Here is a 14994-nt window from a genome sequence, read left to right on the forward strand (position 1 = left end):
CCCGACAATAAGTTAGCATCGGAAAAGTGGTAAAAAAGCGGAATTGCCGAGTTTCCGACAGGCATTTTGCAATCATTGCGGCCCATTCTGGCTCATCCAAACCCGCCAGAACCTAGTCTGGTAACCAGGCTGCACGCCAGGCTTCGACATTGCGCCCCTGCAACAGCCACTTATCCATTACCTGAGCGCGCAGTTCATCGCCCATCCCAGCCGTCGCATCCAGGTCGTTGATGTGCATGCGAATCGCATCCACCCAATCCTTGAAGCGGTTCTTCACCCGGGTGACCGGCAAATCACCGCGGTAGCACAGCACATCGCTGCAGATCACCGGATAACCACAGGCACCGTATTCGAGCAGACGCAGGTTGCTCTTGCAGTCGTTGAACAGGTTCTGTTCGACCGGTGCCAGCGCCAGATCGAGATCCAGAGCGGCCAGCGCCGCGGGGTAATCATCTATATCGACACCTACGTGGATTTCATGCACGTAAGGACGAATTTTTTCTGGGCACATGCCGAAGAACACCCATTCGACCTCGCCTGCCAATTCGCGAATCACATCGGTTATCAACTCCAGGTCGCCCCTGTGCCCAATGCCGCCGGCCCAACCCACGCGGGGTTTGTGCCCGCGCTGACGCCGACTGGAAAGCCCCTGCCACCACTCCACCGGCAAGCGGTTCTCGATCACCCGGATATCCGGGTGAAAACCGGACAATGCGTCGGCAAGCGGCGCGGTGGACACCACGAAACGGTCGACATAGCTGAGGCCACGGCGCATCGACTTGATAATGTCCTTGGGCATTTTGTGGAAGCTCTTGATCGGCAAGTTGGGCAGGTAATCGTCCAGCTCGTAGACCTTGAAGGCCCGGGAAAACTGCTTGATACGCTGCATGGCCTCCAGCCGCTCATCACCGATCTGCCGCTGCAGCACTATCACATCGGGGTCGTAGCGCTGCAGATCGACCACCTGCAGCAAACCTTCCGAGAGCATGCCATCGACCAGCGCGGCGTCGCGCAATGCCTGGAACGGTTTGATGATGCGGTAGTTGCCGCAACCCCAGGGGTCGGCCGGGTGCGCCAGGACCACGGGTAACGGCCGCCAGGACAGCGGCCGCCAGGTCAGACCGGGGTCCGGCTCGATTTCAAAGCCTTTACCATTCAATGAAAGGTTGCGGTTATAGGCCGGATCGCTGGCCAGCACCGGCAACCACTTGGCGTACATGGCGTCCTGCTCGCCGGCGAAGCGTTTGCGTTTGGCCTCTAACGAGGCCGGGTCGACTTTCTTTTGGCTGACGCTGCCCTCGTGCAACAGCACGGCATGGGGCGTCCAGACATTGAGATAACCCGCCGCACCGACCTTCAAGCACAGATCGATATCGTTGTAGGAAACCTTGAACGCCTGCTCGTCCATCCCCTCCACCTGGTCATACACCGACTTGCGGATCATCAGGCAGGCGGCGGTCACCGCGCTGTAGTTCTGATCGATCTGCAAGCGCTGCATATAGCCGGGCGCGTCCATCGGCTCGCCGATAAAAGGGTGATCGGCCGGGCCGCGCAGGCCGAGCAACACCCCGGCGTGCTGGATGCGCCCGTCCGGGTAGAGCAGCTTGGCACCGACGATGCCGACCTCGGGGCGCTGGGCGTGGTTGAGCAATTCGTCCAGCCAGTCCTCGCGGATGATCGCGGTGTCGTTGTTGAGCAGCACCAGGTACTCGCCGCGCGCATGGGCCACGGCCATGTTGTTGATCGCCGCGTAGTTGAACGGGTGCGGATAGCGCAACACGCGCAACTGCGCCTCGCCCAGGCTTTCGATACCGGCCAGCCACTCGCACGCCTCGGGGGTTTCGCTGTTGTTGTCGACGATCAGCAGTTCGTAGTGCGGGTAGCGGGTCTTCTCCAGCAGGCTTTCCACGCAGCGTTGCAGGATCGGCAACTGGTCCTTGGTCGGAATGATGATGGAGACCAGTGGCTGGGTCTGATGCCCGTAGCGGATGCGGTAGCGACCCGGCAAGTGCGGCAGCAGCTCGGCCTGATAACCGCGACTGGCCAGATGCCGCAGGATGGCCGCGCGCTCCGCCGGCTGATCCTCGAGCCGAGGGGCATCGGTGATGACCAGGGGCTCGTCGATATGGCCGAAGCCGGTCAAACCGCCCTGCTCGATCAAGCGCAAGATCAGCTCGAATTCCAAGGCCCCTGCGTACTCCACAGCAAAACCACCGGCTTCGATGATGACATCGCGGCGCAGCAGCCAATGCCGGGCCATGCCGGCCGGGAAGCTGAGCAACATGTCCAGGTTGAAGCCCGGACGAAATGCCGGCCCCAGGCCATTGGCCGAGCGCAGCAACTCGTCACCATAGGCCGCCCGGCAGCTGGCACCGGCATGCAGCAGTTCCAGCGCCATCATCAGTAAACCGCTGGCGGTGAACTGATCGCCGGCCTGGGCCAGTATCGCCCAGTCGAAATCCGCCTCGGCGAGCAGTTGGTTAAGCGTCTCGACATACCCGCCAGCCGTCACCCGCAGGCAGCGTACGCGCGGATCGGCGACCTCCAACTCAGCCGCCGCGCCAGTGCTGAGCACCATTACCTGTAAGCGTGCGTAGCGATGCTCCGGCGCAGCCAGGCTGTCGAGCGTCGCCCGTACTTTGTCGACTTCGCCTTGCAGGTCCAGCAGCAGGATGCCGAAGGTCGGCCCGCCGCGGTTGGCCTCAAGGTACTCAGCGATCATGCGTTCCTGCACGGCAGTGGGCAGGCGCATGTCCAGCCACATGCGGATGCCATCGCGCGCCGGCTCCTGCAACACACCGCCGGCATCGCGCAGCGGTGCGAATCCGCTCGGGGCTGGCGCTACGCTGCTAACCGCCTGACACGCTTCGGCGCGCTTGGCCGCCTCGGCCAGGCGATCACGCAGCGGAAAATCCTGCCACGCTTCGGCCGGGCTGCCGAGCGTACGGCAACGCACCTGGGCATCCGGGCGCGGGTGGTACAGGCCCATGGCGTGGATCTGAGCGGTGAATACCTGCACGCCTTTCTGCCACAGCGGCAGCATGTCGCCCTGCTGTTGGCGCTGTTCGGCATGCTTGCGAAAGCACGACAAGGGCTCGCACAGATAGGCCAGGCTGCCATGGCGCAGCACATTCACGTACATCGCCAGGTCATTGATCGCTCGCACCGTTTGCCCATTGAGGCAGCAGACGTTGGGCTTGATCTCGGCCAGATGGGCGCGGCGGAACATCACCGTGCTCGGCTCGCCGATAAAGTTCATCGGTGCATCGGCGAGGTAGGCGATCAGGTCGTTGCCGTTGAGGATGCTGTCCTGGTCGAACGGACAGCAGGTTGCCGGCACGTCCGGCAGCGGCAAGCCGGATTCGTCGATCAACAAGCGCCGGCTGCTCACCAGGCTGACATCGGGGTTGGCCTCGAAGGCCTCGACCATGCGCGCAATGCAGTCGTTGAGCAGAATGTCGTCATCGTTGAGGAATTTGACGAATTCGCCCTTGGCCTCGACCACGCACTGGGTGTAGTTCATCAAGCCGCCGAGCCCCGGCTGGTTGCGGATCACCCGGATCGGATGGCGGCTGTGGCCGAGATGGCGTTCGAGAATGCGCTGGATACCCTCGTCCGGGCAGTCGTCACTGACCAGAATTTCCAGCGGCTGGTAACTCTGGGCCAGGGCGCTGAGCAGCGCCGCCTCGAAGTGCCGTGGTTTGAACGTGGGAATCACGATACTGACGAAGGGTTGTTTGCTCACGGGCGACTTCCTTAATGAATCTGTACGAATGGCGCGCAGGCCATGCGCTTCATTTCAAGCATCGAGAATATGGGCGTGGCTGGTCAGCACTTCGCGCACCCGCTGCGGGCTGTTCCACATCAACACGTCGAGCACCGACAGCCCCGGTTCGAAGGCATAGGGCCCGGTGTCATAGCGAAACTCGTCGAATTGCAGAAAACCGAGCCGGATGCCATGGCGGGCGAAATCCTCTGGCTCGAACAGGTCACGGCCACCAGGCGGGTTCAGGTAGAAGCTGGCGCCCAACTGCCGGCTGATCGCCGGCGCCCAGCCACCGGGGCTGTCGATATGTTGCAGCTCCAGGTTCAGTTCCGAGCAGATCGCATAGTCGAACGGCAACTCTAGATAGGCGCAGACCGCCACCAACCCTTGCACGTTGAGGTCGACCAGCGAATCGTTAGCCACAGCGTCGAAAGTGCGGTTCACCAACTGCACCACCTGCTCGTAGAACGGCGCCTTGCGCCGGTAGTGGGTCAGTTTGCCGAGCACACTGGCGCGGGTCTTGGGCAGATCCTGCACGCGCGCTTCGCGGGTAGCGATAGCGATGGAGGAGTTGGTCAAGGGCACGTTGACGTAGTTCCAGCCGGCCTGCGGGTGCAGCACGCGGTTGCGGCTCATCCAGGACTTGGGCGTGTACTGGCTGACATCGAACACCACCCAGCGCTCGGTATGGGCGATCAACGCGAAGTGCCCGAGGTACGGGAAAAAGTACGGCTGCATGATGCCCAGCTTCACGCCCGCCCCCCCAGGCTGCGGCGAACGCGGGCGGCCTGCTCCTGGGCGGCACGGATGATTTGGCCGATGCGCCGCGCGCCGGTCACATCTACCGGCTGGCCGATCGGCAGCTGCAGCACCTTGGCACACAGCGCCTCGGTCACCGGCAGGCGTTCGGCTGCTTCAGGATACAGCTCGTCATAGGGCGTGCAGCGGTGAATGCCGGGGTAGAAATAACGCCGCGCCAGCACGTTTTCCGCACGCAGCACCGCCTGCAGCTCATCACGGCTGAGGCCGAAGCGTTCGGCGTCGATTTCGCAGACCACATATTGGTAATTGGTCGTGCTCACCGCCTGCGGTTCGATCAGACGCAAGCCCGGCAAGCCGGCCAAGGCGTCGCGGTAGGCGGCGAAAATGCCCCGGTTGCGTTCGAGGGTCTGGGCGAAACTATTCAGGCTGAGCAAGGCAATGGCCGCCTGCGCCTCGGACATACGGCCGTTGGCGGTGCGACTGACATGCACCGGGTGCCCGGCACCGTAACTGCTGCGGATATTGCGCAGGCGTGCGGCCAGTTCATCGTCGTTGGTGCACACGCAACCGCCTTCGGCGGCGCTCAACACCTTGGTGGCGTGGAAGGAAAACACTTCGAGGGCACCGAAGTTGCCGACCGCCCTGCCCTGCACAGCGCAACCAAAGGCATGGGCCGAGTCGTAATACAGCGGCACGCCGCGCCTATCGGCGAGCTGACGCAACGGGTCCTGGGCGCAGACATCGCCCCACAGGTTGACCGCCAATATTGCGCTGACGTCATTGTCTTCCAGCAACGCTTCCACCAGGATCGGGTCGAGCTGATGAGTCAGGGGGTCGACGTCGCAGAACAGCGGCTCCAGCCCCGCCCAGGTCAGCGACTGCGAGGTAGCAATAAAGGAGAACGCCGGGGTGATCACCTTGCCGCGCAAGCCCAGGGCATCGGCGGCCATCAACAGGCCGATGGTGGCATTGGTGACGCAAATGGCGTGGCGCACGCCCAGGCGCTCTTGCAGTACCTGCTCCAGTTGCTGGGTTAGCGGCCCCTGGTTGGTGTAGTACTGGCGTTCGAAGATGCCGCGCATGGCCTGCTCGTAGGCGGACCATTCGGGGAAATACAGCTGGCCGACCGGCAGCGGCTGTTCGAACGCCGGCATGGCACCGAGGATGGCCAGTTCGACGGCACTCATACGGCGATCCTCTGGCGCAGTTCGGCGGCATGGCCGTGGACAAAGCCCAGCATGGCGACGATGGCGTGGATGTCCTGCTCGTCGACGAAATGGCCGCAAGGCAGCAGCACAAAACGCTCGGCAAGGCGCTCGGTCACCGGCAGCGAGCCGCCGATGGTCGGGTAATCGGTGGGTTTCTGGTGCAGCGCCGGCGAATAATAGGCGCGGGCGAGAATGCGTTCGGCGTTGAGCAGGCTCAGGGTCTGCGCCCTGGACAGCGGCCAATCGTCGAGCAGTTCGATCAGGATGTTCTTGAAGCCGCTCTGCTCGCTTTCGTCGAACTCGACCAGGCGCACACCCGGCAGCCCCGTCAGCTCCCGGCGATAAGCCAGGTAGCGCTCGCGATTGCACGCCACCTGAGCATCCAACCCATCCAAGCCGGCCAGGGCCATGGCCGCGTGTACCTCATTGAGCTTGGCGTTCATGCCCAGCTCCTGAACGTTGTCCGGGGTGTAGAAACCGAAGCCGCGCATGCGCACCAGCTTGGCCGCCAGCTCTGCATCATTGGTGGTGACATAGCCGCCCTCGAAACCATTGAGCAGTTTGCTCGCATGCAGGGAGAAGCACTCGGCCCGGCCGAAGCTGCCGACTTTGCGTCCGGCATAGGTTTCATAGACCGACTCGACGGCATCGATAAACAGCGGAATGCCGCTCTCCTCTGCCAGCGCTTCCAGCCCGACGGCATCGCAGCAATTCATGATCGGATGCACGCCGAGGATCAGCGCAGTCTGCTCATTCAAGTGTGGCCGAACGGTGTCGGCGCTCAGCGCCAGGGTCTGCGGGTCGACGTCACAGAAACGCGGAACCAGGTCAGCCCAGGCGGCCACATCGGCCATGCGCCTGTAAGTCAGCGAAGGCATGACGATTTCCCGCCGCCCTGGCAACGCCAGGCACTTGATCGCCAGGACCAACGCCCAGAAGCCGCTGCAAAAGGTTACGCAGTGGCTGGTCTGGTGAAACTCGGCCAAGCGCCGCTCCAGCTGCTGCACCAGCGGCCCATTGTTGGTGAACTGATGCGCCTCGTAAAAGGTCCGCGAATACTCCAGGAAACGTTCGAAATCCGGCTGCACCAGGCTCGACGTCGAGCGCGGCAGGTCGAACAGCGGCTGGCCGCCGAAAAGCGCCAGCCCATCGCAGCTGGACTTGACCATCATGGGCGCGCGCGCTCAAGCAGAGCGTCATAGCGGTAGTGCGCAGTGTAGAAGCCCTTGGGCATGCGCTGGATATGCGCCTGCCAGCCGCAATCGGCGGCCAGCTGGCAGAACTCCTCGGCGCTGCGCCAGATGCCGATTTTCGAATCGTGGTGCTTGAGCTCGGCGCTGTGGTCGCGGCCATCGGTGTAAAAATCCTGATGCCGCTCGAGGTCCGGCAGATTGCCGATAAACACCCGCTCGACCTGACTGTAGTCGCGGCGCAACGTGGTCAACACCAGACGCGCAGTGGCCTCGGGAAAATACGGGAAGCTGCCGTAGCACAGCACCTTGGTGAAGCGCGCCGGGTCGGTCTCGGCGACTATGTATTCGCCGACGTCGGCCAGATCGAAACGACGCAGCGGCAGCTGTTCGAAATAACGCTTGGCCACCTCGATCAGCACCTCGGAATAATCCACGCCATAGACTTCGGCGCAGTCGTCGAAGAAGTAGCGCGACAACGCGCCATTGCCGCAGGCCAGATCCAGCAGACGGTCGCCAGGCTGGAAGGCCAACGCATCCTTGATGGTCGCGACTATCAGTTGAATCTGCTCTTCCGAAACCGGCTGGCCATTGACCGACCGCTTGATCTGCCCCCAGAAGTCGTCGGGAGCTAGGGTTTTCGGATATTCCTTGAAATCTGATTCCACGGGAGTTCACCCTTACCTGCTGCGATTAAGTTGATCGCCGTCCTCGGATGGCCGGCTGTCAAAAGCTTAGGTCATCCGTGCGGCGATCCCGCCATGCTGTTATGCGCGTGCGATGTAGAGAATGCTGCTCGGCTTCAGGCCCATTGTCGCGTAAGCCTCGGCACCGAAGTAGTCGATGCCGTACTGGTCGACGCTGAAACCGTTGTCCTCGATCTTGCGCACATAGTCATCGTGGGCGTACAGCCGCACGTGATCGTTCTGCCCATAAAGACGCCAGCGCCCGGCTTCGTCGGTCACGCTGGGGTCTTCGAGGGTGTGTTCGATGCCGACGATGATCGGTGCCATTAATATGCCGCAACCGCCGTCACGGGTGATCCGGCGCAGCTCACGAATCGCCTTGCCGTCATCGGCCACGTGCTCGAGCACATGGCTACAGATAAAGAAATCGTAAGTGCCGGCGGCGAACGGAATGTCCATCAGGTCGACCTGATAATCCACGCCCTGCATCGCCAGATCGGCGGTGGCGTAATCGAATAACCGGCTGGCGCGGATCAGCCGTGACATCGCCTGCTCCGGCGCAAAGTGCATAACCTTGGCACCTTCGGGCAAACGGCCGGCGGCGACTTCCTGCTCCATCCAGTAAACGTAGAGGCGCTCGCGGTCGGAGGCACCGCAACGCGTGCAGGTGTAGCTGTCGTGGGCGGTCATCTCACCCTGGCCATAATGCACGAAGCCATGCTGGCGGGCGTTTTCCCGGTAGAACGCGGGAATAGCGGCAAAGCTGGCATCCGCTTGTTTGCATACCGGGCAGGGATAAACTGCAGGCGCTGCGCTAGCCGACGCCGCCGGGGCTACCGACTGTTGCGCCAGCGGCGTCGAAGGCCGCGACTCCACCTGTTGTTCGAGAATACCGAGCAGGTTGTTGGCCACCAGGTGCTCGCTTTCGCCTTGCAACGCCAGGGCCTGGCGAAACAGCTGCAAGGCGCTCGGCGTATCGCCCAGCTTGTGATGAATTACGGCCAGATCGTTGGCCAATTCGGCATACAGGCCGACGCCTTGCCGAACCTGTTCGAGCAGCGCCAAAGCCGTGGCGAAATCGCCCGCGGCGAAGGCCTGGTAAGCCTGTTCCTTGCTTGCTTGCAGATCGCTTGCCATGAAAGCCTCATGTGCGGATCACGTCGGACGCGCCAGGGAACCCACCCGACGCTGACGGAAAAACGTCAATGATTTGGCCAAAGGCCATACTGATGAGGGTAGCAGCAAGAAATCGGCCAACTCGGCGCGAGTGGTAAACGGGACGCGGAAGGCGCGAGGAGCGCCCTCCAGGGATGGTTTAGCGCAACTGGTTGAACAGGTTCAACCCGGCGATCTTCACATAACTCTGCTGCGCCGCTTCGAGCACGATGGTCTGGAACGACAAGCGCGACAGCGCTTCGGCGTAGTCCAGCTCGCGCAGGTCGGCCTGCACGGACTTGTTGACCAGGGTGACGTCCTCGTTGTCGATCTCGGTGGTGTCGATCAGGTTCAGGCGCGCACCGATTTCGGTTTGCACTTCGAGCACCTTGCCCAGGCCGTTGTCGAGGTTGGTCAGGCCGATCGCCACTTCGTTGCGAATCGACAGGTTGCCCGCCGGCGAGGTCGGCGAGGATTCCAGCGCCTGGCGCAAGCGGCTGATGGTATTGAGGATGCTGCGCTGTTCCTGGAACTGCGGCTGCACGCCGAACTCGTCGCCCCCCGCCACAGTCGCGGGCGCGGAAATACTGAAGTCGGCACCGAACACGGTAAAGGTCGACGGATAAGGCCCGGCGGCGGTACCGGTTGCAATGGCCGGACTGGAAGGCCCCACGGGCTGGGCATAGACCTCATAGTCGGTGCTGTTGGTAAAGCGCAGGACGATGCCCGAAGTCGGGAACTGGCTGTCGAACGTCGCCTGGTTGCTGATACCGCCGGACGTGATCACGGCAGTCGAGTTATTGGTCGATGAGCGGGTAACCGCGAAGTCGGTCGGTGCGGACTGCAGGGTAAAGCTGTGGGTATTGATCCCCGGCGACCCCGGCGTTGCAGTATCGGCCAGCAGACTGTCGAGATCGAGGTCGTTGTCGCCGTCCTGCAGAATCACGTCCAGCTCGAAGCGCATGCCGCGGAAATTGATCGCGTTGCCGCCATTGGCCAAGGGGTCGATCTGCCCACCGCCTGGGATTTCCGAGGTAACGTCGGTACCGGCACCATCATAGATACGGAACTCGTTGCCGCTGACGAATACCAGCGAGTAAGGCTCGGCGCTGCGGAAGTCGGCGTTGAACGCCTGGTTGTCTTGTACCAGGCCGGGCGAGATAAACACCCGCTGATCGGCGCTGGGCACAGCCGGTATGGTGGTCGCCGGCAACGGCGGGGTCGGCAGCGCGGCGTTGCTCACCCCATTGGTTTCCTGCACGCGGTTGGCGTTGATCACGTCTTCGAATAGACGTTGACCGTTATCGTTGATCGCCACGTTGCTCGAGCCCGCCACCTGCAAGCTGCGCTGGCCTTCGTCCCCCTGATAGGAATAGGTACCGTCCGGGTTACGCAGAAAAGGTTCGGTCTTACCAAGAAATCCGCTGAACAGGTATTCGCCACGGGCGTTGCGGCTGTTCATCAGGTTGAGCAGTTCGCTTTCGCGCTCGCCCAGTTCCTTGGCGATGGATTTACGGTCCTCTCCCGACAGCGCGCCGCCACCGGCCTGCACCGCCAGTTCGCGGATGCGCTGCAGCACGTTGACCGTCGAGGCCAGGGTGGTCTCTTCCTGAGTCAGGCTGTTCTTCGCCGCTGTGAGGTTTTCCTTGTATTGCTTGAGCACCGCTTGCTGCTGCTCGAGCTGGAGCAAACGCACCGAGGCCACCGGATCGTCCGCCGGGGTGAGGATACGATTACCGCTGCTGATCTGCTCCTGGGTGCGAATCACGTTGGCGTAATTGCGCCCGAGACCGGACACACCGTTATTGAATGCCTGGATGGAGGAGATGCGCATGACCATAAAGCTAACCTCATTGCCCCGGACGCCACTGAAGGTGACGTCAGAACGAATTAATCAATGTATCGAACAGATTGCGCGCAACTTGAATGATCTGCGCCGAAGCCTGGTAGTACTGCTCGAACTGAATCAATTTGGCCGCCTCTTCATCGAGGTTGACCGCCGACACCGAATCGCGGTTATCGGTAGCCTGCTTGAGAATAGCTCCGGTGGCCTCGCCATCGACCCGCGCCTGGCTGGTCAGGGTACCGACCCGTTCCACCAAATCGCCATAGGCATCGGTAAAGCTTGAGCCGGTAGTCGTCGGAGCAAGGGGATTAATACCGATCGTCGTGCGGCTCTGCAGATCAATCAGCTTCAGAGCATTACGGTTATCAGACACCCCATTGGTGTTGAAAGAAACCGAAAAATTGTCGCCACCCTGCGGCCGACCACTGATGCTCACCTCATAATCGAAGGACATCGGCACTACAGGCGGGCCGACTGCCGCGGGCACTGTGATAGTCAGGTTGTTGTCCTGCCCAGGGACGATTACCCCGGTATCGATGACGTTGCCGTTGATATCGACCACGTCGTAGCCCTGAGTCGCCCCACCACCGGCCCCCATGACGATGCGTAGCGGTGGTGCATTGCGCAAACTGGTTTCAAAATCAGCCTGAGCCACCGGGTCATAGATGTCGATTTCAGTCAACAATGAAGCCTGACTGATCACCCCCGTGCCGATATTCGCTGGACTGGTTTGCGACTTCAGGGGTGCGGCAAATGCCAGCTCTTCCGGCCGTTTCATATCAGCGCGGATGGACTCACCCGCATTACGAGTCGGCAGGACGCGAAAACGATCGCCGGCGGCAAAGGTGCCACTGGCGACATTCAGCGAGATGCCATCGAACTCCGCCGCCGGTACCACGGTAATGTCGAATGGACCGAAACCAGTACCGTCACTGATACGCCGCACGGTGTAATCCGTGGCGCTGGTGAATTCCACTTCATAATCGCTGGTAGTTAGCTGGGTGGTGTCCTCGATCAGCACATTGAGGTTAGCGCTGCTGTCACTGTTGCCGATACGCGCCAGGCTGCGCTGACCGGTTAGCAGTGGATCATTGAGCTCGCGAAACAAGCCATTACCGAACTGGCCATTGAGGTCCAGCCCCTGACCCAGCTGACGATTGATCTGATCGGTGACCGACAGAGCCAAACGTCCTACCGAATTCAGCGTGACATCCAGCACATCCTGGCGATAACGAATCAAGCCTCCCATCTCGCCACCCGTGATCAACGAAGTAATACCTTGGCTCGCCTGACCGCTGACAAACTGCACCTCACTGCGCAGCGGATCGGACAGCCCCGGTGTCACTTCCAGTCTTGATGCCTGGCTGCCCACCACCAAGGGTTGGCCCGAGCCGACGAACAGGTTGTAGCTGCTGTCATCCTGCGCCACCACGGTGACGCCGATAAAGGTCGAGAGCTTGCGCACCGCTTCTTCGCGGGCATCGAGCAGGTCGTTGGGTTGCTGGCCATTGGAAGCTGCCACGGCGATGGCATCGTTGTAACCGGCAATCGCGCCGGCCAGTTGGTTGACCTGATCCGTCACCGCCGACAGTTGCTTGTTGATAAACGCGTTTTGCTCGTACAACCGGTCGTACACGGTATTGAAGCGCTTGGCCAAACCCTCGGCCTCGGACAATGCCAGCTGTCGCGCGGGAATGTTGGCGGGGTCTTCGGCGGCGGTTTGCAGCGCGGCGAACACCTTCTGCAGGCCCGGATTGATTCCCGTAGTACTGCCGGCCAACAACGAGTCGAGCTGGTTGATCTGGCTAAGGTAGCTTTGCGTATCACTGTTGAGCGCCGTACTGCTGCGCACTTGGGTATTGAGAAACTCGTTGTAGATACGCCGCACATCGACCAACGTGGTGCCTGAGCCGATATAACCCGCACCACTGAACTGCGGAACGCGCGTAGCCTGGATGGTCTCCTGACGCGAGAACCCCGGGGTGTTGACGTTGGTTATATTGTGGCCGGTGACCGCCAGCGAGGTCTTGTTCGCCGACAGCCCGGACAGGCCAATACTGAGTAGGTCAGCCATGTTTCATCATCCGTTGGTGGACGGCGTACTGACGGCCGCGACTGTCTGATAGGTCTGCATCTGCCGCGCTATCTGGGCGATCTTGCGCGCGTACTGGGGGTCGGTGGCGTAACCGGCCTTCTGCAGCTCGCGGGCGAACTGCTCGGGCTTGTCGGTGCTGGCCAGGGCCTTCTCGTAACGGCCATTGCCCTGCAGAAAGCTCACATAATCGTCAAAGCTGTGGGCGTAGGAGTCATAGGCGCGGAAGGACGCCGCTTCCTTGACCGCCTTGCCGCCACGGTATTCGGTGGTCAGCACCCGGGCCGAGTCGCCCTCCCAGCTGTTGTGGCTCTTGATGCCGAACAGGTTGTGGCTGCTGCTGCCATCCTGCTGGCGGATGATCGACTTGCCCCAGCCGGTTTCCAGCGCGGCCTGGGCCACCAGGTAGCGGGGATCGACGCCGATCTTCTGCGCCGCCTGCTCGGCCATCGGCAGCATGGCGGCAATAAACTCGTCCTTCGAAGCAAACGCCGCCTTGCCGGGTGCCAGAGGCGGCTGGGCCAGACGACGACCGGTGATGGCGTCGCTGCCATTCAGGCTCAAGGCCGTATCAGCGGGGGCGGCGAAGGCCTTGGCCGGGATCCAGTCATTCTGCGCCAGGGTCTGGGCCTCCGGCGAGCCGGTGGCCGGCACGATACCCGCCAGCAGACGATCGGTCAGCTTGCCCGGCAGCGACAGGCGGCGCTGGTTGAGCAACGAGGTGTCGTCACGCGCACTATCAACCTTGGCCAGAGGCTTGCTCGGCGCGCTGGGCACCGGCTCATCGACCTGGGCGAAGGGATTGGGCCGGCTGCCGGCATCCTTGATCTGCGACATTTGCCGCACCAGCACGTCGGCCAGGCCGATGCCGTTCTGATGATTGGACATGGTCACCGACAGCTGCTGGTCGTGCATGTCCTGGTAGGTCTTGCTCTCGTTGCTGTTCATGAAGTTGCCTTCACCGAACACTTCGTTGGCCGAGCGCATGGCCTTGAGCATCTCGTTGAGAAACAGCGACTCGAATTCCTGAGCCACCTTCTTGATGTTCTTTTCGCTGTCGCCACCGATCTTGAACTGGTTGAGGCGATTGAGATCGTTATAGGCACCGCTGTCGAGGGCGGTGGTGCCACCGAGCAAACCGGCTGAAAGACGAGAGTCCATAGCGTGCGCTCCCTTAAATAACGATCAGGTCAGCCTGCAGAGCGCCGGCTTGCTTCAGCGCCTCCAGGATGGCCATAAGGTCGGAAGGCGAAGCACCCACCTGATTCACCGCGCGGACGATCTCATCCAGCGTGGTCCCTGGGCCGAACTTGAACATCGGCTTGGCTGCTTCATCGACATTCACCCGCGAGCGCGGCACCACGGCGGTCTGGCCACCGGACAGCGCCTCCGGCTGGCTGACTATCGGGTCTTCGGTAATGGTCACGGTCAGGCTGCCGTGGGTCACCGCCGCCGGCTGCACGCGCACGTTCTGGCCGATGACGATGGTGCCGGTACGCGAATTGATGATGACCTTGGCCACGGCCTGGCCCACCTGCACTTCGAGGTTTTCCAGGATCGACAGGTAGTCGACGCGCTGGTTGGGGTCCAGTGGCGCGCTGACGCGCACCGAGCCGCCATCCAGGGCCTGGGCCACGCCAGGGCCAAGCAGTTCGTTGATATGGTCGACGATGTTTTTCGCCGTGGTGAAATCCGGGCGATTGAGGTTGAGGGTCAGGTAATTGCCTTGATCGAAACCGCTCGGCACCGGCCGCTCGACCGTGGCACCACCGGGAATACGCCCGGCCGACGGCACGTTGACGGTAATCCGCGAACCGTCGCCGCCTTCAGCGTCGAAACCGCCGACCACCAGGTTGCCCTGGGCGATGGCGTAGACGTTGCCGTCAATGCCCTTCAGCGGGGTCATCAGCAGGCTGCCACCGCGCAGGCTCTTGGCGTTGCCGATGGAGGAGACGGTGATGTCGATGGTCTGCCCCGGCCGGGCGAACGCCGGCAGGTCGGCATGAATGGACACCGCGGCGACGTTCTTCAGCTGCACATTGCCGCCCTGGGGCACCTTGATGCCGAACTGGGCCATCATGTTGTTGAAGGTCTGTACGGTGAACGGCGTCTGGGTGGTCTGGTCGCCACTGCCGTTGAGGCCAACCACCAGGCCGTAGCCGATCAACTGGTTGGTGCGCACGCCCTGGATGCTGGCCAGGTCCTTGAGCCGTTCGGCCTGGGCCAGGGAAGCCAGCAGCAGGGCTGCAGCGGCAAGCAGGTATTTGCTAAGCGTCATGGTGGCCATCC

The 14994-nt window shown here is 62.0% G+C and carries 10 protein-coding genes; all 10 read right to left on the reverse strand.

Annotated features, from left to right (window positions below):
* Positions 1–112: 112 nt before the first annotated feature.
* The 10 genes from WMW70_RS06735 to WMW70_RS06780 all read right to left on the reverse strand — a co-directional run bounded on the left by WMW70_RS06735 (position 113) and on the right by WMW70_RS06780 (position 14983).
* Entirely contained in the window at positions 113–3745 is a 3633-nt protein-coding gene (locus WMW70_RS06735) for a glycosyltransferase (protein WP_341436752.1), read from the reverse strand.
* Positions 3746–3799: 54 nt separating this feature from the next.
* Positions 3800–4519, reverse strand: coding sequence for a WbqC family protein (locus WMW70_RS06740; protein ID WP_341436753.1), 720 nt, complete (start codon positions 4517–4519; stop codon positions 3800–3802).
* A complete protein-coding gene (locus WMW70_RS06745) occupies positions 4516–5715 on the reverse strand; it encodes a DegT/DnrJ/EryC1/StrS family aminotransferase (RefSeq protein ID WP_341436754.1) in 1200 nt (399 codons plus the stop codon). Before WMW70_RS06745 ends, WMW70_RS06740 begins: the two co-directional genes overlap by 4 nt.
* Positions 5712–6908, reverse strand: coding sequence for a DegT/DnrJ/EryC1/StrS family aminotransferase (locus WMW70_RS06750; protein WP_341436755.1), 1197 nt, complete (start codon positions 6906–6908; stop codon positions 5712–5714). Before WMW70_RS06750 ends, WMW70_RS06745 begins: the two co-directional genes overlap by 4 nt.
* Positions 6905–7594, reverse strand: coding sequence for a class I SAM-dependent methyltransferase (locus WMW70_RS06755; protein ID WP_341436756.1), 690 nt, complete (start codon positions 7592–7594; stop codon positions 6905–6907). The genes WMW70_RS06750 and WMW70_RS06755 overlap by 4 nt, the downstream gene beginning before the upstream one ends.
* A gap of 99 nt (positions 7595–7693) precedes the next feature.
* Positions 7694–8749, reverse strand: coding sequence for a class I SAM-dependent methyltransferase (locus tag WMW70_RS06760; RefSeq protein WP_341436757.1), 1056 nt, complete (start codon positions 8747–8749; stop codon positions 7694–7696).
* 178 nt (positions 8750–8927) lie between these two features.
* On the reverse strand, positions 8928–10607 hold the full coding sequence (locus WMW70_RS06765) for a flagellar hook-associated protein 3 (RefSeq protein ID WP_341436758.1): 1680 nt from the start codon (positions 10605–10607) through the stop codon (positions 8928–8930).
* 40 nt (positions 10608–10647) lie between these two features.
* Entirely contained in the window at positions 10648–12687 is a 2040-nt protein-coding gene (gene flgK, locus WMW70_RS06770) for a flagellar hook-associated protein FlgK (protein WP_341436759.1), read from the reverse strand.
* Between the two features lie 6 nt (positions 12688–12693).
* The gene (gene flgJ / locus WMW70_RS06775; protein WP_341436760.1) at positions 12694–13866 is read right to left on the reverse strand and encodes a flagellar assembly peptidoglycan hydrolase FlgJ; all 1173 of its coding nucleotides are present in this window, start codon (positions 13864–13866) and stop codon (positions 12694–12696) included.
* Positions 13867–13879: 13 nt separating this feature from the next.
* The gene (locus tag WMW70_RS06780; protein ID WP_325504346.1) at positions 13880–14983 is read right to left on the reverse strand and encodes a flagellar basal body P-ring protein FlgI; all 1104 of its coding nucleotides are present in this window, start codon (positions 14981–14983) and stop codon (positions 13880–13882) included.
* Positions 14984–14994 lie beyond the last annotated feature (11 nt).

The sequence above is a fragment of the Pseudomonas sp. XK-1 genome, assembly GCF_038069885.1.
Lineage (GTDB): Bacteria > Pseudomonadota > Gammaproteobacteria > Pseudomonadales > Pseudomonadaceae > Aquipseudomonas.

What these genes read in the sequence shown, in the direction of transcription:
- WMW70_RS06760 (WP_341436757.1), bottom strand. Translation starts at nt 8,749, where the DNA reads ATGGCAAGCGATCTGCAAGCAAGCAAGGAACAGGCTTACCAGGCCTTC.
- WMW70_RS06750 (WP_341436755.1), bottom strand. Translation starts at nt 6,908, where the DNA reads ATGATGGTCAAGTCCAGCTGCGATGGGCTGGCGCTTTTCGGCGGCCAG.
- flgJ (WP_341436760.1), bottom strand. Translation starts at nt 13,866, where the DNA reads ATGGACTCTCGTCTTTCAGCCGGTTTGCTCGGTGGCACCACCGCCCTC.
- WMW70_RS06745 (WP_341436754.1), bottom strand. Translation starts at nt 5,715, where the DNA reads ATGAGTGCCGTCGAACTGGCCATCCTCGGTGCCATGCCGGCGTTCGAA.
- WMW70_RS06765 (WP_341436758.1), bottom strand. Translation starts at nt 10,607, where the DNA reads ATGGTCATGCGCATCTCCTCCATCCAGGCATTCAATAACGGTGTGTCC.
- WMW70_RS06780 (WP_325504346.1), bottom strand. Translation starts at nt 14,983, where the DNA reads ATGACGCTTAGCAAATACCTGCTTGCCGCTGCAGCCCTGCTGCTGGCT.
- flgK (WP_341436759.1), bottom strand. Translation starts at nt 12,687, where the DNA reads ATGGCTGACCTACTCAGTATTGGCCTGTCCGGGCTGTCGGCGAACAAG.